Source organism: Nostoc sp. FACHB-892 (genome assembly GCF_014698795.1).
In the GTDB taxonomy this organism is placed as follows: domain Bacteria; phylum Cyanobacteriota; class Cyanobacteriia; order Cyanobacteriales; family Nostocaceae; genus Nostoc.
On the sequence record NZ_JACJTR010000013.1, the window covers coordinates 22,449 to 40,810 of the forward strand.

Sequence of the window (18,362 nt, forward strand, 5' to 3'; positions counted from 1 at the left end):
TATGCCATCCTTAGCTGCACTAATTTGTCAGATAATACATGACGAACTAGAAAAAGTTATAGCCAGCTACGTAGAAAAGCAAGATATCAATTTACTGATTATGGTAATCTACGGACAATTGGCAGTACTACAGCCCAAATGCCACCCAGCAGCCACATCCCTGTCTTGCTATTCAAGTAGATTTTTGTCCAACATCCATAAAAAGGTGATTGTCAATACTTAATGTCATGAATGAGTAGTAAAATTTACAGTCTCATAAAGCACCAAAAATACAATAATGGTTGTTTTTATATCTGTGTTTACTCTGATTTATAGTAGTTATCTATTTAATTAATAGAGACTTATGGCTAGTATGATTAATCCCCTAAATCAGGAAAATACTGATTCTATAATTATGTCTATTTTGAAATCTTTATGTTTTTTGTTTAAACTTTACTGTTTCTTTATAAGAATTTTGTAACTCTCTTTTAGGATAGTGAAAGCACACTACTTGTGTCACTATAAAGGCCCTCTAGTGAATATGTAAATTCTCTGTGTACGTAATGATGACAACAGCAGCAGACTCTAAAAACTGGCTGCAAGTAAGCCGTTATAGTAATCGGGGAAGTGTTTATTTATTTGCTCCGATGGTTAACTTCAATGTGATGGCTGAAGTTGGAGATACTCCCCCCTAATTTAATGCGCTTGTACTTGTTTGGAAATTTTATGAGGAATTCAACAATTACATCTTGATACCAGCGAGTAAATTTGATTCCAATTTTGGAACAGCATAAACAGATGTAATTGAATTGAAATAACTACTTTGATATTTGATGACTGAATACCTGAATGATAGTAGCTTGTCAAATTGCTAACTAATACACATCGAGAGTTAGGTGTTTGATGTTGTGGTAAAGCATTAAGCTTCAGTATTCATCATGTCCGAATATAAAAAAGTATTTTCTCTAATTTTCAACTTGTACAACTACTAAATAGTACAGCAGAACTCAGATCGGTTAAAACTGCTGTAATTACAGAATTTGCTTGTAAACAGATACAGCATTTCTTATATAGCTATATCTAAAAATTAAATAACACCTGTATTTAGTAGCTTCTAATCTTAGAGCTTGTCTTGGTTTGTTAAATAAACCATCTGATTTTTGCATTAATCTGTAATTTAAAAATGCAGATATAGAAATATAGATGGTACATATTAAGACTCAAATACAGGATTCCCAAACCAAAAAATCTCCAAACTCACAACTTAGCTGAAAATAATAGTAGTATGAATAATTTGAAAGTTTTTTCAAAACTAAAGCGGCTCCAAGAAATTTTGTTAACTACTTTTTTAGGTGACATTCCAACAATATTTGGGGGCGTAAAGTTACGTACTTTACTATATCGGACTATTTTTGCCCAGCTAGGTAGCTCAGTTTATATTCAAGATGGCGTTGAATTCCTTAGTACTGATTCTATTGAAATTGAGAATGGAGTTTATATCTTTAAAGGTGTTCGTATGGATGGAAAAGGACACGAAAACAATAGAATTCATCTAAAAAATGGAGTTGTCATTGAGCGTAACGTAGTGATAGGGGCATTAAACAACACTTGTATAGAGATTGGTCAAGATACTTTTATTGGTCCTAACGTTTGTATTAGTGGCCCTGGTGACATAAAAATTGGCAAACACTGTTTAATTGCAGCCCACACTGGAATATATGCCAATAATCACAATTTTGCAGATCCAATAGAGCCAATCAAATACCAAGGTATTACTTGTAAGGGGATCGCTATTGAGGATGACTGTTGGCTAGGTCATGGGGTAAAAGTATTAGATGGTGTCACTATTGGTAGAGGTAGTGTAATTGGTGCTGGCGCTGTTGTTACTAAAGATATTCCACCATTTTCGGTAGCTGTGGGTATACCTGCACGAGTAATTAAAAGCCGTGACGGTAAAGAACTTGCCAAGTCTACAGAGTTACCTATGTCATCTTCAAACTAAGTTTTATCAAGTTTGCCTGGGTAGTTCTATTTGAACACAGGCAGCCATTTACTAATTTGATGCATAATCTTTTAGCAACAGAAGACAACTTTGAGCATTATTAAACACGTTAAGCAGAGGTAAATCTATCTATCAGCAAAACCATAGTATGAGATTAACTAAATGACTAAAATCATAGAGAAACCTACTGAAAAAAGACTCCATCTTCCTTATTTGGATGGCTTACGTGGATTAGCATCTCTGTATGTTGTACTTGTTCACGTTGAACCAGCAATTGGAGAACAATTGCCTATACACTGGTTCTTTTTTGCGAGAGCTATGAAATACGGTGCATTTAGTGTCATCAGCTTTATTGTGCTTTCTGGCTATGTTTTGATGCTGCCAGTAGCCCGTTCTGAAAATGGTCATTTGCCAGGAAGTTTGATTAATTATATCAAGAGGCGATCGCAGCGAATTTTACCCCCGTACTACATAGCTTTATTTATCTGTCTGCTAATAGGAGCAGTTGCCTGCATTTTAGAGAAAATTACTCCATTTCAATGGAATGAAGTAGCTGAACTCGGCTCATTTTCACCTAAGTTTTCTTTAATTGATGTTTTATCTCACCTGCTATTAGTCCACAATCTTGGTGAGCATACATACATAACTATCAACTCACCTATGTGGACTATTGCCACAGAATGGCAAATGTACTTTTTGTTTCCTTTATTATTGTTGCCTATATGGCGGCGTTTTGGATTATTGATGCTTATCATCATCGCTTTTGTAATTGGTCTAACACCTCTATACTTGTTGAATGGATTTATTGAACAAGCCAATCCTTGGCTCTTAAGCATATTCTGTTTAGGAATGGCAGCCGCAGATATTGGATTTTCCCAAAAGCCCAGGTTAGTAGCTATCAGAAATTTTTTACCTTGGGGGCAATTGGCTATTATCTTTACCTGTATTGCTTTTAGAACTGAATGGCGACAACTAGGATTGCATATATGGATTAATCAGAGTTTCGCTGGTCTTGCCTTTGCTTGTTTATTTCCCTAACCAAGTCGATAATTGAGGGCAAAGAGCCATCCTTAGTATTACGAATATTACAGCACCCTTGGGCGATCGCTTGACTGTACTCCAAGAAGGTTTAACTATGATTCGTGAAAAACAAAGCTATAGCTACGATCAAACGGACACAACTTACTCTCCTCTTTCTTAATCAAGTTGAGGGGTGTCCACTTTTTCAGTATTAACACCCCTTCATTTCTGATTGACACCATCTCTAACCGCTTATCTTCTTACTTGACTGAGCGATCGCTTTATTAGAGGTGTAATCTTGTCAGTTCCAAATGATTATTTGGCCATATTTGGCTACCGTACTAGAAATACCCACGGTTGCTGACGATATTGAGGAATTAATCCCGTCAAGCCACCTAATTCAACTGTTGTGATGCCAAAGGGAGTAATCCGAATATCAATAGCTCCTGTATAGCTATCAACAATGGCAATACACCCTTTTGACTGCAAATGCTGAGTAATTTTTTCAGTAATTATGGGATTGGTGATGCCGAACTTATAAACAACTTCGTGAATGCGCTTGGTTTCTTCTCTACCGTGTGCTTAGGCAAAGTCATATATATCTGCAAGGCAAAAGTCTGCCAGTTCAGCTAGCTTGAGTAAAAACCCTTCGTACTCGAATTGTAAGACTGTTGAGGTGATGGAAATTCCCCGTTGTTGCTCCATTGCCATCCAATCTGAAGTTGCATGACGTTGAGAACGACGAGCTTTTACAGAACCAGCTTGCTGAATTGCTCCCCCGTAGAGTAGCAGCTTTTCGGTAAGTGTAGTTTTACCTGCGTCTGGGTGAGAGATGATTGCAAAGTTACGCCGACGATCTATTTCTTGCGGGGCGATTGGGCTTTGCCCAGTGCCAGAGGCAAACGCATCCCGTAATTCTGTTTGCATAATTCTAAAATCTTGATAATTGCTCTATTGGTGACTATGTAGCGAGAGTCTGTCTAGCAAGGATGAAACTGCATTACCATGCCAGATAGCCATACTAATAGAGCAATGCTAAGGTGGGCACTGTTTGCCAATTATTGGGTCAGAGGAGTGAATTTTTCTGAGGCTACAGTTGCTCACGGCTCAAATATCAAAACTTGTTGCAAGGTATTTTTTTCATTATATAACTACTAGGCAATTATTGAATTACTAGGAAATTGTTCCAAAATTTTTCTGCTGATTACCCAATCCCTAATTCCCAGTCCCTTTTACAACTACCCATTGCGTCACACCCGCCATTCCTCGCCAGCCCAAAAATTTACCAATAGGTTCTGCCCGTTGGATGGCAATACGAGTTAAATCACCACCGACTCGCTCATGCCATTGAAATAAAGTTTGCTCACCCTCTACCGTCACCACATTTGCCACCAAACGCCCACCTGGCCGCAGTGCTTCCCAGCAAACATCAAAAAGTCCTGTTGCTGTCACTCCACCACCAATAAAAATCGCATTTGGTGTAGGTAAATCTTTTAGGGCATGGGGCGCTTTACCTTCAATGATTTGCAGATTTGGAGTACCAAGAGTGGCGGCATTATCAGCAATATATAGTAGTCTAGAAGCATTTTGTTCAATCGCGATCGCTCGACACCGAGCGTTACTCCGCATCCATTCGATAGAAATTGAGCCGCAACCCGCGCCCACATCCCACAATAGTTGTCCCGGTGTGGGAGCCAAAGCTGCTAGGGTGATCGCCCTAACTTCACGCTTCGTTAACTGTCCATCATGGTGGTAGGCGTTATCTGGTAATCCTGCTAATCTTGGTAAAGGAATAACCCCAGCATCGGCAATACAATCAACTGCGATCGCATTCAAAGCAGCAACTTCAGTTTCACTCCAAGATGCAGCCGTACCTTCCACAATTCTTTCATGAGCGCCACCCATACGCTCTAACACGGTGATTTTGCTACCACCATAGCCGCGATTTGTCAAAATTTGGGCAACAACGGCGGGTGTGTCCTTCCCTTCACTCAAAATCAATAGCCGCGCTTTTGGATAAATGTAAGACTGAAGCAGAGAAGATGGACGACCATTCAAACTCAAGGTTTCCACTTCAGTTAAAGACCATCCAACTCTAGCACAGGCGAGGCTGAAGGCTGAGGGTGCAGGGATAATTGTCATTTCAGAGATGGGAATCCGTCGCATTAGCGTGACACCAATGCCATAACACATCGGATCGCCGCTTGCAAGTATGCAGATTGACTGACCCCAACGTTGGATGATTTCCTCTACTGAAGTACTAATGGGGGATGTCCAGACTAGTTTCTCACGTTGGTCATCTGTAGGGAGCATTGCTAAATGGCGATCGCCTCCCACAATTACTTTAGCTTGATCGACTAGAGAACGAGCGATCGCGCTTAACCCCTGTAATCCATCTTCCCCAATACCGACGATAGAAAGCCATTTCTGTGTCATGCTAATTCATGATTAATACTTTATCGGCGATTACAAACAAGTAATCTCCGTGATTGTTTTCATATTTATTGATAATCTCTTTGATGCGTCCTGTGTTAATATCTGTTGCTAGTCTTTCACACCTGGCGACGATTTCATCTGCCGAAGCTAACAACGCAAAGGTAGAAATTCTAGAGCGGACATTTTCATCTAAATATATTTCAGGGCGATATTTCCCACTATATAAAAATAGGTCTTGCAAATTTTTTGAAATAGAATAAGGTTCAATATCGACTGAGTTAAAGCTTGCTTCATTTACCACTAGTACAATACCTAAGCTAGTTTTGAGGCTTAGTAGTAAGGACTTTAGCCGTTACTACTAACTTGCTTACTTGATAAGCGCTCGCTCTTAAACCAGCGCTGCTGTTGCTTTCATTGCAAAAATCTTTTCAATCACATCTTCTACTACCTTATCTGGTGTAGAAGCACCAGAAGTAATTCCCACGACAATTTCACCATCTGGCAACCAACTTTCTGTAGTTATTAACTGCCCATTTAATTGCCGATGTTCTATGGAATCTCGTGATTTAATCCGTTCAACAGTATCAATATGATAAGAAGGAATTCCCCGCTCAAAAGCAATTTGTTGCAATTGAGTAGTATTTGATGAATTAAACCCACCAATTACTACCATTAAATCTAAATTATGTTCCACTAACTCCAACATTGCATCTTGCCGTTCTTGGGTAGCGTCACAGATGGTATTGAAGCTTTGGAAATGCTGATTTAACTCGGTGGGGCCATACTTCTGCAACATAGTCCGCTCAAAAAGCTTGCCAATCTGCTCAGTTTCGCCTTTAAGCATCGTAGTTTGGTTGGCAATGCCAACTCTTTCTAAATCTTGATTAGGGTCAAATCCTGCTGAACAAGCTTTAGCAAATTTTGTCAGAAATTCTTCACGGTTCCCACCATTAATAATATAGTCAGCAACATATTCTGCCTCTGACAAATTTAACACAATCAAATATTTACCAGCAAAGGAACTAGTAGCAACTGTTTCTTCGTGCTTATATTTACCGTGAATTATTGATGTATAATCGATTTTTTTGTGCTTTTCTACTGTATTCCAAACTTTAGATACCCAAGGGCAAGTTGTATCAACAATTTTGCAGCCTTTATCGTGAAGTATCTGCATTTCTTGAACGCTAGCCCCAAAAGCGGGTAATATGACTACATCACCAATGCCAACAACAGAAAAGTCTTTATTCTTTCCTTCAATTGGGATGAATTCTACTTCCATCTCCTGCATCCGCCGATTTACAGAAGGGTTGTGGATAATCTCGTTAGTAATCCAGATGTTTTCTGTAGGGAAGTGCTGACGGGTTTCGTAGGCCATTGCCACAGCCCGTTCTACACCCCAGCAAAAGCCAAAGGCTTGTGCTAGTCGGATTGTCACATCGCCCCGTTGCAGGATGTAATTGCGATCGCGAATTTCTTGAATCAAGTTACTCTGATACTCAGATTGCAATTGGGTGGCAACTTCTGCTTGATGACCAAAGCCCTTGCGATTGTAATTTTCTGAATGTTGCAGGCTGCGCTTAAAAGCTTTTGTATCCATTAGATTTGTCTACTGAAACCACTATTTCTTATTTTCTCGCGCCAAGACGCAATTTATACGGTGTTGTATTCAAAGATATTACTTCTTTTTGTCCTTTAGCCTTTTTCTTGCTAAGGACTTAACGCTGGGGTTTTAATTCGATATCGCTATAAATCTGCAATGCAGAACGCCAAACTATATAGCCTTCGGGACTTAAATGTAAGCCATCAGTAGTAAATTCGCGGCGGAGATTTCCTTGCTTGTTGGTAAATAGGGGATATAAATTAAGATATTTAACACCTTTTTTGGTAGATATGCTTTGGAGTTGCTGATTTAACTCACGAATGCGACTATTGGCAACAGCCAGAAGTTTATCTCGTCCTTTCCAGGTTGCTTCTTCTCCTCCATGTGGCAAAATCGATTGGACAACAATTTGCGCCTTGGGATGCGCCTTTCGGAGGTAACTGATAATTTGCCGTTGATTATCTAAAATTACCCTGTTGCTCATCCCTCGAATTAGGTCATTAATGCCAATCATCACGAAAATTACCTCTGGCTGGGTGCGGTCAAATATCTCTAATCTTTTTAAGAGTCCATTGCTGGTTTCGCCAGAAATTCCTTGATTGAGCCAATTTTGATCTTCGGGTAACAATTCAGGGGGAAACCACAAACTTAGAGAATCTCCCGCCAGGATGGTTAAATTTGGGGGACGTTGGTCAGCCGCTACCTTGGCTTCTTGCTTGAGGATGTCTACCCACTCCTGGTAAGTGAGTTGGTGACGGCGACCCAAATCAGGTGTAGCAATTTGGGGTGAGTTGTTCAGGTTGATTATCTCTGGGGATGTGATTATCCCAAAAAAAGCGGACAATCTCTGCTGTTGCCAAATTAGCAGGATGACCGCCAAGATTAGAATGCCGTTGGTTAACAGCGAGAAAAATGCCCAGATAGGAAAGGTTTTTGCAGAAGTAGACACGACTAGCGAAATTTCCCAATTATTTGACTCAAATTTTAACGCTAGCGATCGCAAATCAGCCCAATTTTGGATTTTGGATTTTGTAACCTATACAGTAGGGGCTTAATGATTTGAACATTTTTTAACAGGTTGAACTCAGTGAAATTACGCTAACGCTTTTAACTAAACTATTGCCATTAATTAAAGTAAGTTTATTGAACTGGGCATTATGTATTAGGCATTGGGCATTTGGTTTTCCTTTCCCCTGGCCCTCTGCTTCCCCCAGAATCTAGATAAGGCTCAAGGATGAAAGCACCATTACCTGATAACGAAGCACAGAGAATCGAGACGCTTTTACAGTATAAAATTCTCGATACGCCACCTGAAGCCGCCTTTGACGACCTCACCCGTTTGGCCTCGTATATTTGTCAGACTCCTATTGCTTTAATTAGCTTAATTGATACAAACCGTCAGTGGTTCAAGTCAAAAGTCGGTTTGGATGCTCTAGAAACACATCGAGATTTCGCATTCTGTGCCCATGCTATTTTACAGCCTGATGTTTTGGTTGTGCCTGATGCAACAGATGACGAAAGGTTTGCCACCAACCCACTGGTCACTTCTGACCCAAATATTCGGTTTTATGCTGGTGTACCTCTGACTAATTCTGAGGGATATAGGCTAGGAACACTTTGCGTGCTTGACTACGTACCACGAAAACTGACTCCAGATCAGATAGAGGCATTACGAACCTTAGGCCGTCAAGTCATCAAGCAACTGGAATTACGCCGAAATTTAGCAAATTTGGTACTTGTGACCAACAAAGGTAAACAAGCGCAGAGGGTACGTAAGCAATTTTTCAAAAAGATTGCAGCAGGTTTTGGTTTAGCGTCGGTAATTTTAGTTTTGATTGGTGTAGTTTCTTATCAAAATACAAGCGTAACTAATAATAATCGCAGTATAGTAAAAAATACTTATAAAAAAGTCAACAGTCTAGAAAAACTACTCTCCCACGTTAAGGATGCTGAGAATAGACAAAGTAGTTACATTCTGACTGGAAAGCAAATTTATCTCAAACCTTATCGAACAGCACTTGCTAACGTCAATCAAGAAATTACCAAACTGAAAAGTTTAATAACAGATAAACCGAATCAACAACAACAGATCGCAACGCTAGAATCTCTGATAACGGCTAAACTTACTGAACTCAAACAGACTATCGACTTGCGCCAGGATAAGGGACTAGAGGCGGCATTGCAAGTACTAGTAAGAAATGATGAACAAAATCTCATGGATGATATCCACAAGGCGATCAATGAGATGGAAAACGATGAAAAGGGACGACTCCAGCAGCAGTTACAAGCAAGAAAAGCCAGGACTCGGAACACAATTCTGACACTTGCGATCGCTATCTGCCTAAGTTTTATTGTTCTTACTGTAGTCTACTACTTCATCTATCGTGAGGTCATTGAGCGTAAAAAGACAGAAGAAACCTTAAACCAAGAACGCAACTTTATTTCAGCAGTCCTTGATACAGCTGGTGCGTTGGTCATAGTTGTCGATTTTCAAGGGCAAATCGTTCGTTTCAATCAAGCTTGTGAGCAAACAACAGGTTACTCCTTTGATGAGGTAAGAGGTAGGTATTTCTGGAACTTGTTCCTACTCCCTGAAGAGGTGGAGTCAGTCAAAGCAGTTTTTAAGCAATTGCTAACTGGTAGAGGTTTCGTAGAACACGAAAACTATTGGGTAATGAAGGATGGCAGCCGCCGACTGATTGCTTGGTCGAATACCTTTTTAAAAGACTGTGAAGGCTGCGTTGAATACGTTGTTGGTATTGGCATTGACATTACTGCTCGTAAACAAGCGCAACAGCATCTAACTGCACAATATGCTACAACCCGCGTTTTAGCCGAGTCCGCCACGATTAGGGAAGCTACTCGCCAAACCCTGCAAGGAATCTGCGAGAGTTTGGCATGGGATTTGGGTGAAATTTGGATGGTGGATGAGCAAGCAAATGTGCTACGTTTTCTCGATATATGGCATAAAGCATCCCTTGAGATGCAAGAGTTTGAAGCACTGAAGCGGCGAACCACCTTTGCACCAGGAATTGGACTACCTGGAAGGGTTTGGGCTAGTTCTGAACCTGTTTGGATCGCTGATATCGTTAAAGATATTAATTTCCCTAACTTTAAAATTGCTGCCCAAGTAGGGCTACACGCAGCTGTTGGTTTTCCAATCCGCAGCGGCCACAAAATTCTTGGTGTCATTACCTGCTTCAATCATGAAATCCAACAGCCCGAACAAGATTTGATCAAAACAATGAACTCTATCGGTGAGCAAGTGGGGCAATTTATTCAGCGTAAACAAGCTGAAGAAGAAATACAACGCCAAAACTTGCGATCGCAATTATTTACCGAAATCACCCTCAAGATTCGCCAGTCTTTGCAAATCGAAGAAATTCTCCAAATCACTGTGGAAGAGGTACAAAAGATTCTCCAAACTGACCGAGTTTTAATATATCAGCTTTTACCAGATGAGTCTGCCACTACCGTTACTGAAGCAGTAGTTTCTGGTTTACCAGCAATCAAAGAGCAAAACATCAGCGCCCCCTACTTTCGAGCCGAATATCTACAGCAGTACTATCTACAGCAGTACCGTCAAGGACGAGTTTTTGGACTGGCTGACTTGGATTTGCTGGAAATCCAACAAAGCAATCTGGAATTATTACAGCAGTTTGGGGTCAAAGTCAACTTGGTTGTTCCGATTCTTGTGAAAGAAGAACTTCGCGGTTTGCTGATAGTTCATCAGGGTGATGATTCTCACCACTGGTCTAGCTTTGAAACTCATCTTTTGCGGCAAATAGCCGACCAAGTAGGTATTGCCCTAGCCCAAGCCCAACTATTAGCAGCAGAAACTCGTCAGCGACAGGAACTTGAAATTGCTCGTCGCCAAGCTGAATTAGCTTCTCAGACTAAAAGTGCATTTTTAGCAAATATAAGTCATGAAATTCGGACTCCGATGAACGCTGTATTGGGAATGACCAGTTTGGTGTTAGATACTCCCTTAGACCCAGAACAGCGAGAATTTCTGGAAATAATTCGTAGTAGTGGAGACGCGCTTTTAAGTTTAATCAACGAGATTTTGGATCTTTCCAAACTTGAAGCTGGAGAGATGGCTCTCGAAACTCTAGATTTTGACCTATCCACTTGTGTGGAAGAAGTGGTGGAATTATTGGCTCCCTCAGCCCATAACAAAGGATTAGAAATTGCCACGCTCATTGAGCGCAACGTCCCCACCCATATTAAAGGAGATGCTGGTAGACTGCGGCAAATTCTGATGAATTTAATCAGCAACGCTATCAAGTTCACCAATGCTGGCGAAGTATTAGTGCAAGCCGAATTACGTTCACTTTCCTCCACTACAGCCACCATTCATTTTGCCATCACAGATACAGGTCTTGGCATTAGCCCTGAAGACCAACGCAAACTCTTTATGCCATTTAGCCAAGTAGATGCTTCGACCACTCGCAAGTATGGTGGTACTGGTTTGGGATTAGCCATTTGTAAACAACTAGTGACTTTGATGGGAGGAGTGATTGGGGTAGAAAGTCAGATGGGGAAAGGATCTAAGTTTTGGTTTGAGGTGCTTTTTGTGAAGCAAGTTGAGCCTGTTTTGTCAAAATGCGAACGCGGACTTTTGAACAATCGCCGCTTGTTATTGGTGGATAACAACGCTACTAATTACAAAATTATCTACCATCAAGCTACTTATTGGGGGATGCAGGTAGATCAAGCTGACAGTATAGCAACTGCCCTCAAAGTTATTCAGAAAGCTGATAAGCAGGGAAAATCCTATGATGTTGCCTTGGTTGATATAAAAAATGGCATGGCAATAGAAGAAATTAAAACCAATTCTGCAATTGCTGAGATACCTTTGATTATGCTCACCTCTACTAATCAACAGGATGAAGCGCAGCAGGCGCTCAAAATCGGATTTGCTGCTTATTTGGTCAAACCCATTAAGCCATCACGGCTCCTCAATGCCATTATGACTATTTTAGAAACTCAGTCTGAATCAGAACAAGGGGCTGGAGGCTCGAAGCTAGAGGCTACTGAAGAAATCCAGAGTGCAACAACTTCAGGCATTCTGACCTCCTCTCCCCCTAACCCTTCTACTAAATCTAAGTTAAGAATTCTCTTAGCTGAAGATAATTTGGTGAATCAGAAAGTAGCTCTGAAGCAACTCGATAGTTTGGGCTACAAAGCCGATGTTGTTGCCAATGGCAAGGAAGTTTTGCAGCTATTAGACAAAATTCCTTACGATTTGATTTTAATGGATTGTCAAATGCCAATTCTCGACGGTTTAGAAACCACAAAAGAAATTCATCGTTGGCAAGAGGACACTTTTGCTCTGCGTCGTCGGCCTGTGGTGATTGCAATGACGGCTAATGCGATGAAAGAAGACGAAGAAATGTGTCTCAATGCAGGAATGGATGACTATCTGAGTAAGCCAGTGTTTAAAGAAAACTTGGCTGCGACCCTAGAGCATTGGACAGGCGTGATCCTCTCACAACAAGAAGCAGTTGTGTATGAACAGACAGTTTCTACTGGTCTAGCAATTGATTGGGAACACTTGCATCGAGTATCGGGAAATGATACAGAATTTGAATTAAATTTATTGCAAGTATGCGTTGAAGATGTTAAGCCCCGTTTAGAAATCATTAAAGCAGCGATCACAGTTGATGACTTTAGGCAAATTGTGCGAGAAACTCATCACCTTAAAGGCGCTAGTGCCAATATTGGAGCCACAGCTATGTACTTAGCTGCTGACAAACTAGAACAATTAGCTTACCATCAAGAGCTTAGAGGTTCTACTAAGTTAATTTTAGAGTTGAAAGGATTTGTTGACTGCATTCAAGACTTTTTAATTAGAAACGAAGTAACAAATCACACTTTGTTATCAATTAAAAATGATGAGGCATAAACCTGCAATTAATTTGAAAACTCTTGGTCTATAGCAGCCCTAAATCATTTGTGAAAATTCTTGTTAATTCTTCTCTCTGTGTTCTCTGCGCCTCCGTGGTTCGATTAAAAAGTAATTTTCACAACTCAGATAGGATTGCTATAATACCATTTAACGAAAATCTGATACAGATGTAACCTCTGAAAGCTTTGCGGCATCTAAGTTTTTTAATTGCGAATTGTGAATTGGTATAAGGTTGAGGATGGTGTCAAAACTAAATCTTCAAAAACCTATAATGTAATCGAAGATGCTGCAACCCAGGTGAAGGATGCGCTGAAAGCAAAAGATAAAGCCAAAGCTCTTAAAGGGTTACAAACACTTGACACAAATATCGCCGTTTCTAAAAAGTGAGATCAAACTAACTGGGATTGTTGGTTACTGGATTAAGTATGACTAGTCTGTTTGGTAGAAAAATGCCAAAATCTGAGAAGGATTAGAATCTAGAATGGCTGGTACTGTATGTATTTATTTGCAAGTCCCTAACCACTCATAAAGCTACTGATTTTGATTTAGTTGACCCGTCCAAAGGTAAGCTCCAATCTTAGAATACTCCTGAAATCCGATGCGGCGATATATATTTACTCCCATTTGCGAGGCTTGTAATGTTGCTACATGGTATCCAAGGGCATAAGCTTTGTGGAGTGCAGTTAATACTAGTGCTTTTGCGAATCCCTTTCCTCTTGCTTCTGGCATTGTTGCAACAACGTAGATACCTGCTACTTGTGAATCTAGATACAATGCTGATGTTACAACGGGCAAACCGTTCCACCAGCCAATAAAACGGATATATTCTTTGGAATCTATTCCCAAGCTTAACTCTAAGTCATAATAGGCATTATATTCGGGATCAGGAATTTTAAAGCCCACCATTGCAACTCGCACCCAATGCTTCAGGGTTTCGGGATCTTTAACCTGTGCGATCGCCAAATCTTCTACCACAAACAACTCCTCAGGTAAAGTCGATAAATCAATCGCCATCACAGGTAATTCACCTGAATTGCTTAATCCGTGGGCTTCTAAATACTTTCCTAAATCCGGTGGCTGAGTTGCTGTTCCTATCCACCACAACATTGGCAGCTGCTGGGCAATAAAGTAGTTGAGAGTTTCGGTAATGGTAGCATCGGTTTGATCAGGCTGGAGTTGGGCACAGCAAACACCGTTAAAAAAGGGGAAAGAAATGCCGGTAGAAAAACGAATCAGGTTAGATCCACAGTTGAGTTGGCAATGTGGTGCATGGCCATAATTCGTCAAGAATGCATACATATTGTTTTCGAGTACTCTCACTAAGTCAGGTGTCGATAAATCCTTTAAAATCTGGTTCACCTTCAAACTCCTAGTACAGAATTACACGAGTGAGCCTAACATTTTTAGCTAGACTATGTACTAGGTTTGCTTGGTTTCTAGGCTAGCCTTTAGTCTGAAAAATTGGCGTGAGAAGCAAATATCTATAAAAATTAAGGCACTAACGCCAACACCCCCACAGGAGAACCGGAACCACCACGCAACCTAAGAACCCCGATCGCTAGAGTAGTACCTTTAGGTGGAAGCTGATCCAAATTGGTGAGATTTTCCAAGACAATGCGCGATTGTTCTAAAACTAGGCGGTTAATAGCAAAACTTTTATCCTGTCCAGGATCTACGCCATGAGTATCAATTCCTACCCCAACAATTTGGCGTTCATTTAGTAAGAATTGAGTCGCATCGCTGCCAAACCCCGGAAAATGGGTAATTCCTTGAGCATCATGATTTAAAAATGCACTTTTATCCAACCATTTATTTTGCCAACCAGTATTCAATATAACTACGCAACCAGGAGAAATCTCACCGTATTGTTCTTCCCAAGCTACAACATCAGCAATAGTCAGGGCATAATCAGCATTAACTGCTGTGGATTGGCGAATATCTATGACCACCGCAGGTACAACCAAGGACTGGGCTGGGTATTGGTCAATTCCTACAGCAGAACTATGAAAACTGTTAGGGGCGTTGATATGGGTAGCGCTATGTTCCCCCAAACAGAAACGCCGCAGGTAATAGCCATCATTATTTAGTTCAGCCACAGTTTCAAATTCTACTGTGGGATCTCCAGACCATTGGGGAATATCTATGTCAATTACATGACTTAGGTGGATAACGCGTGTGTAGGTGATACTATTTTGATTTTGGGGTTGTATCATCCCAGCCTTCTATTTTATTATTTGTACTCAGGGATTTTTTTCAAAGGTACGTAGGCGCAGACTGTTGTAGACATCGCCTCGGCTGGGCTACGCCTACGCGAAGATAGTACTACTATTACTCCTACTTGCCTGTATTAGAAGAAATAATCCCCCAATTCCTGTAAACTTCAGGTTATTGGGGGGTTCAAATGTTGCAGCAAAAAGTGAATTAATCTTAGTTAACAACAAATAGGTTAAATTTTGGTTAAATTTTGGTTAAATTTGTGTAATATTTACGAATCGGGTTGCTGCGTTAGTGGAATCACGATCGCAAACTCGGCACCTTCTCCTGGTGCTGAAATACACTGAATTTGCCCCCCATGTTTTTTTACAACAATTTGGTAGCTGATTGATAACCCCATGCCCGTGCCTTTACCGACGGGTTTTGTAGTAAAGAAGGGGTCAAATAGACGTTTGCGTACTTCCTCAGTCATGCCTGGGCCATTGTCGGTAACGCTAATAATTACACGGTTTTCTTGGATGAGGGTGCGAATGCGAATCTGGGGAGTAGGGAGTGCTTCTTCCCCTACTCCCCATTCTCCATTCCCCACTCTCTCTTCTAAAGCATCGATCGCATTTGTCAACAGATTCATAAACACCTGATTCATGTGTCCAGCGTGGCATAGTACTGGTGGGAGGTCGCCGTAGTCTCGGATTACTTGAATTTCGGAATGTCCTGGTTTGGCTTTTAGACGATTTTGTAACAGCAGCAAGGTGCTATCAATGCCTTGATGAATATCCACTGGCTTTGTGCCATCTTCATCAAGGCGAGAGAAATTGCGTAAAGATAAAACAATTTGCCGAATGCGTTCGGCTCCCATGTTCATAGAATCCAGGATTTTGGGCAAATCTTGCTTGAGAAAGTCCAAATCAATGGCGTAGATTTGTTGGTGAATCTCTGGTGTTGGTGGGCAGTAGTTTTGTTGATAAAGTTCTACCAAGTGGAGCAAGTCTTTGATATATTCACGGGCGTGGCTAATATTGCCGTAAATAAAATTAACAGGATTATTGATTTCATGGGCAATACCTGCAACCAATTGTCCCAAACTCGACATTTTTTCAGTTTGAATCAGTTGCGCTTGAGTTTGTTGAAGTTCTAGCAGTGCTGCTTCTAGTTGCTGGGCTTTGTATTGAGCAGTTTGGGCAGCGATACGGCTTTGGGTGTAAAGTTTGGCTTGATCAATAGCGATCGCTAGTTGAACTGTAACTGCTTGTAGTAATTCTACTTCGCTATCCAGCCAAGGACGAAAGCCACTACAAGAGCCACAACTAAATGTGCCTATTTCACCAGATTGGGTGTGTACGGGGAGCGACATAAAGGCAGTGAAACCAAAATCTTGCAAAAACTGCTGTGCAGTGCAATCGCCCACAGTCTTTACATCATTAATGCGAATGATTTCTCTGTTCAAGGTTTTGGCTGCGATTAGTTCTATTTCTGCATTATTTGCTTGTTCGTTAAGCAAACAGGGGAAAAAGGAACTTTTTGCCTCATATACACTTTCCCAGTAGGGAACCTCAGCGTCTTGGCGATACCAAAAGAAGGCGCAGCGATCAATTTGGAATAAGTTGCGAATCTCCTGCACTGCGGTTTCCACAATGTAATTGAGATCCAGAGAAGCTCGAATCTGGTTAGACAGACGATTGAGTAAGGCTTCCCGTTGGGCGCTTTCTCTGAGCGCAACTTCTGCTTGTTTTCGATCAGTGGTGTCATGGCAAATGCCAACGAAGTTTAAAACATTACCATTAGCATCTCTAATAACAGATGAGTTGCTGGTATGCCATCGCCAAGTGCCATTTTTGTGTTTTACTCGATATTCAATTGCGTCTTGCTTTTCGGTTGTTGTCGCAATTTTTTGGAAATAATTTGCACAGATAGGCACATCGTCAGGATGTACAAAGAGAGCAAAGGATTTGCCTTCAACCTCTGCAATCTCATGCCCAAAAATTTCAGTCCAGTTAGGAGAAACGTAGGAAAATATTCCTTCAAGTGTCAGCGCAAAAATAATGTTATTGGCATTTTCAATAATGGTACGAAACTTAGTATCGGTTTCTATTAATGCTGCTTGGACTTTGTCGCTGGTGTCGCGGACAAGAACTATGATTTGCTGGTCTGGTAATGGTAATAACCTAGCTTCAAAATTATTCTTCCCTTGTGGCAGGGGTAAGGTATATTCAAAACTGACTAAAGATTGAGTTTCAAGTACTTGAGTTATTGCTTGTTGGAAGCGATGGCCCATAACAGTCGGTAGGCATTCTCGCAAACTCTTGCCCTGACAATCTCCTGTTGGGATACACGGGTTTTCCGCCTTTCCTGGCTTGTAATCCAGAATACTTCCGTCAATATCAAGACGAAAGTATAAATCAGGAAGCACTTGCAAAATCGCTGCAAATTCTGATGTTTTTTGGCGTAACTGTGCTTCAACTGCTTGGCGTTTTGCAGTTTCAGCTTGCAGTTGCTCTAGTGCTTTTGCTAATTCTGTTGCCTGTTTCTGTTCTGTAATTTCATGCAGACAACAACATTGAAGGAGGCAGGAGGCAGAAGGCAGGTGGTCATTGAGCGCAGTCTCTCCTAGAGAAGTGAGGCAGGAGGAGCAAATCATCTCTTTATTCGGCCCCGGATGATTTGGCAGCCCTGAACTCTCGTAAAGAGCGGGATGCAGATCGCCTTTAGCGTCTCCTTGTATTTCTTCCTCTGTAACTATGATTTGGTTAATGTAGCTCTGCACCTTTTTAGAAAACACTTTTGCCTGCCTGCTCTGCCTAAGTTATTAAAGTAATAGCCTGAAAATAGGATTTGTTATATAGATGTATATAATTTTCACCTCAACCTGCTATTTATTTTAATACCTTATTTATTTTTATATGGATAATAATTCTTCTTTTACTGTAAATAAATTGAAGAGAATGCTGAAGTTATCATTAAGATTAACGTCAGCACTTTTGCAATATTTAAGTTATCTCTGTGACCGGGAAGCTATTCGACTTTGTTTATTTTTAAAATTAGCTATAAATTCATCTTAACTATGTAATCGTATTGTTTAAAAACCTAATTCAGCTTTACGAAAACTATATTATTAACGGTGAGGCGAGGAGCATCTTACTTTTGTAAAAACACACCTGCCCTGGCGAATGGACTTCGTCTGTGTAGCCGCGATTTCTAAT

At 40.7% G+C, this 18,362-nt stretch carries 15 protein-coding genes and 1 pseudogene; 7 read left to right on the forward strand and 9 right to left on the reverse strand.

Annotation, left to right across the window (positions count from 1 at the left end; genetic code table 11):
- Position 1: 1 nt before the first annotated feature.
- The 4 genes from H6G96_RS40775 to H6G96_RS18285 all read left to right on the forward strand — a co-directional run bounded on the left by H6G96_RS40775 (position 2) and on the right by H6G96_RS18285 (position 3,019).
- Positions 2 to 223, forward strand: a complete 222-nt coding sequence (locus H6G96_RS40775; RefSeq protein ID WP_199339603.1) for a hypothetical protein — start codon at positions 2 to 4, stop codon at positions 221 to 223.
- A gap of 319 nt (positions 224 to 542) precedes the next feature.
- Positions 543 to 674 carry a hypothetical protein gene (locus H6G96_RS42400; protein WP_277932932.1) on the forward strand — a complete coding sequence of 44 codons (132 nt, stop codon included), beginning with the start codon at positions 543 to 545 and terminating at the stop codon, positions 672 to 674.
- Between the two features lie 590 nt (positions 675 to 1,264).
- A complete protein-coding gene (locus H6G96_RS18280) occupies positions 1,265 to 1,981 on the forward strand; it encodes an acyltransferase (RefSeq protein ID WP_190912770.1) in 717 nt (238 codons plus the stop codon).
- Positions 1,982 to 2,143: 162 nt separating this feature from the next.
- Positions 2,144 to 3,019 carry an acyltransferase gene (locus H6G96_RS18285; RefSeq protein ID WP_242063317.1) on the forward strand — a complete coding sequence of 292 codons (876 nt, stop codon included), beginning with the start codon at positions 2,144 to 2,146 and terminating at the stop codon, positions 3,017 to 3,019.
- Positions 3,020 to 3,334: 315 nt separating this feature from the next.
- Here H6G96_RS18285 and H6G96_RS18290 read toward each other — a convergent pair whose 3' ends face one another.
- The 6 genes and pseudogenes from H6G96_RS18290 to H6G96_RS18315 all read right to left on the reverse strand — a co-directional run bounded on the left by H6G96_RS18290 (position 3,335) and on the right by H6G96_RS18315 (position 7,986).
- The gene (locus H6G96_RS18290; RefSeq protein ID WP_190912771.1) at positions 3,335 to 3,490 is read right to left on the reverse strand and encodes a hypothetical protein; all 156 of its coding nucleotides are present in this window, start codon (positions 3,488 to 3,490) and stop codon (positions 3,335 to 3,337) included.
- 96 nt (positions 3,491 to 3,586) lie between these two features.
- Positions 3,587 to 3,928, reverse strand: a pseudogene (locus H6G96_RS18295) (GTP-binding protein); the annotation flags it as partial.
- A gap of 288 nt (positions 3,929 to 4,216) precedes the next feature.
- Positions 4,217 to 5,437, reverse strand: a complete 1,221-nt coding sequence (gene cbiE, locus H6G96_RS18300; RefSeq protein WP_190912773.1) for a precorrin-6y C5,15-methyltransferase (decarboxylating) subunit CbiE — start codon at positions 5,435 to 5,437, stop codon at positions 4,217 to 4,219.
- A 1-nt stretch (position 5,438) separates the two neighbouring features.
- A complete protein-coding gene (locus H6G96_RS18305) occupies positions 5,439 to 5,738 on the reverse strand; it encodes a hypothetical protein (protein ID WP_199339604.1) in 300 nt (99 codons plus the stop codon).
- 87 nt (positions 5,739 to 5,825) lie between these two features.
- A complete protein-coding gene (locus tag H6G96_RS18310; RefSeq protein ID WP_190912774.1) occupies positions 5,826 to 7,034 on the reverse strand; it encodes a 4-hydroxy-3-methylbut-2-enyl diphosphate reductase in 1,209 nt (402 codons plus the stop codon).
- A gap of 118 nt (positions 7,035 to 7,152) precedes the next feature.
- A complete protein-coding gene (locus tag H6G96_RS18315) occupies positions 7,153 to 7,986 on the reverse strand; it encodes a GDSL-type esterase/lipase family protein (protein WP_190912775.1) in 834 nt (277 codons plus the stop codon).
- On the opposite strand from H6G96_RS18315, the gene H6G96_RS41425 reads away from it, so the two are divergent.
- The 3 genes from H6G96_RS41425 to H6G96_RS18330 all read left to right on the forward strand — a co-directional run bounded on the left by H6G96_RS41425 (position 7,907) and on the right by H6G96_RS18330 (position 13,335).
- Positions 7,907 to 8,092, forward strand: coding sequence for a hypothetical protein (locus H6G96_RS41425; RefSeq protein ID WP_190912903.1), 186 nt, complete (start codon positions 7,907 to 7,909; stop codon positions 8,090 to 8,092). The genes H6G96_RS18315 and H6G96_RS41425 overlap by 80 nt on opposite strands.
- Positions 8,093 to 8,271: 179 nt before the next feature.
- Positions 8,272 to 12,945 (forward strand): GAF domain-containing protein, encoded by a 4,674-nt coding sequence (locus H6G96_RS18325; protein ID WP_190912776.1) that lies wholly within the window; start codon positions 8,272 to 8,274, stop codon positions 12,943 to 12,945.
- A 219-nt stretch (positions 12,946 to 13,164) separates the two neighbouring features.
- The gene (locus tag H6G96_RS18330; RefSeq protein WP_242063318.1) at positions 13,165 to 13,335 is read left to right on the forward strand and encodes a hypothetical protein; all 171 of its coding nucleotides are present in this window, start codon (positions 13,165 to 13,167) and stop codon (positions 13,333 to 13,335) included.
- A 144-nt stretch (positions 13,336 to 13,479) separates the two neighbouring features.
- Here the strand turns inward: H6G96_RS18330 and H6G96_RS42845 are convergent, their stop codons facing one another.
- The 3 genes from H6G96_RS42845 to H6G96_RS18345 form a co-directional block, all read right to left on the reverse strand.
- Positions 13,480 to 14,307, reverse strand: a complete 828-nt coding sequence (locus tag H6G96_RS42845) for a GNAT family N-acetyltransferase (RefSeq protein ID WP_190912777.1) — start codon at positions 14,305 to 14,307, stop codon at positions 13,480 to 13,482.
- A 131-nt stretch (positions 14,308 to 14,438) separates the two neighbouring features.
- A complete protein-coding gene (locus tag H6G96_RS18340; RefSeq protein WP_190912778.1) occupies positions 14,439 to 15,161 on the reverse strand; it encodes a cyclase family protein in 723 nt (240 codons plus the stop codon).
- A 272-nt stretch (positions 15,162 to 15,433) separates the two neighbouring features.
- Positions 15,434 to 17,941, reverse strand: a complete 2,508-nt coding sequence (locus tag H6G96_RS18345) for a PAS domain S-box protein (RefSeq protein ID WP_347242248.1) — start codon at positions 17,939 to 17,941, stop codon at positions 15,434 to 15,436.
- Positions 17,942 to 18,362: the final 421 nt, after the last annotated feature.

Excerpts from the sequence above, each read along its gene's own strand:
- H6G96_RS41425 (WP_190912903.1), top strand. The coding sequence starts at position 7,907 with ATGACCGCCAAGATTAGAATGCCGTTGGTTAACAGCGAGAAAAATGCC.
- H6G96_RS18285 (WP_242063317.1), top strand. The coding sequence starts at position 2,144 with ATGACTAAAATCATAGAGAAACCTACTGAAAAAAGACTCCATCTTCCT.
- H6G96_RS40775 (WP_199339603.1), top strand. The coding sequence starts at position 2 with ATGCCATCCTTAGCTGCACTAATTTGTCAGATAATACATGACGAACTA.
- H6G96_RS18280 (WP_190912770.1), top strand. The coding sequence starts at position 1,265 with ATGAATAATTTGAAAGTTTTTTCAAAACTAAAGCGGCTCCAAGAAATT.
- H6G96_RS18310 (WP_190912774.1), bottom strand. The coding sequence starts at position 7,034 with ATGGATACAAAAGCTTTTAAGCGCAGCCTGCAACATTCAGAAAATTAC.
- H6G96_RS18340 (WP_190912778.1), bottom strand. The coding sequence starts at position 15,161 with ATGATACAACCCCAAAATCAAAATAGTATCACCTACACACGCGTTATC.
- cbiE (WP_190912773.1), bottom strand. The coding sequence starts at position 5,437 with ATGACACAGAAATGGCTTTCTATCGTCGGTATTGGGGAAGATGGATTA.
- H6G96_RS42400 (WP_277932932.1), top strand. The coding sequence starts at position 543 with ATGATGACAACAGCAGCAGACTCTAAAAACTGGCTGCAAGTAAGCCGT.
- H6G96_RS18325 (WP_190912776.1), top strand. The coding sequence starts at position 8,272 with ATGAAAGCACCATTACCTGATAACGAAGCACAGAGAATCGAGACGCTT.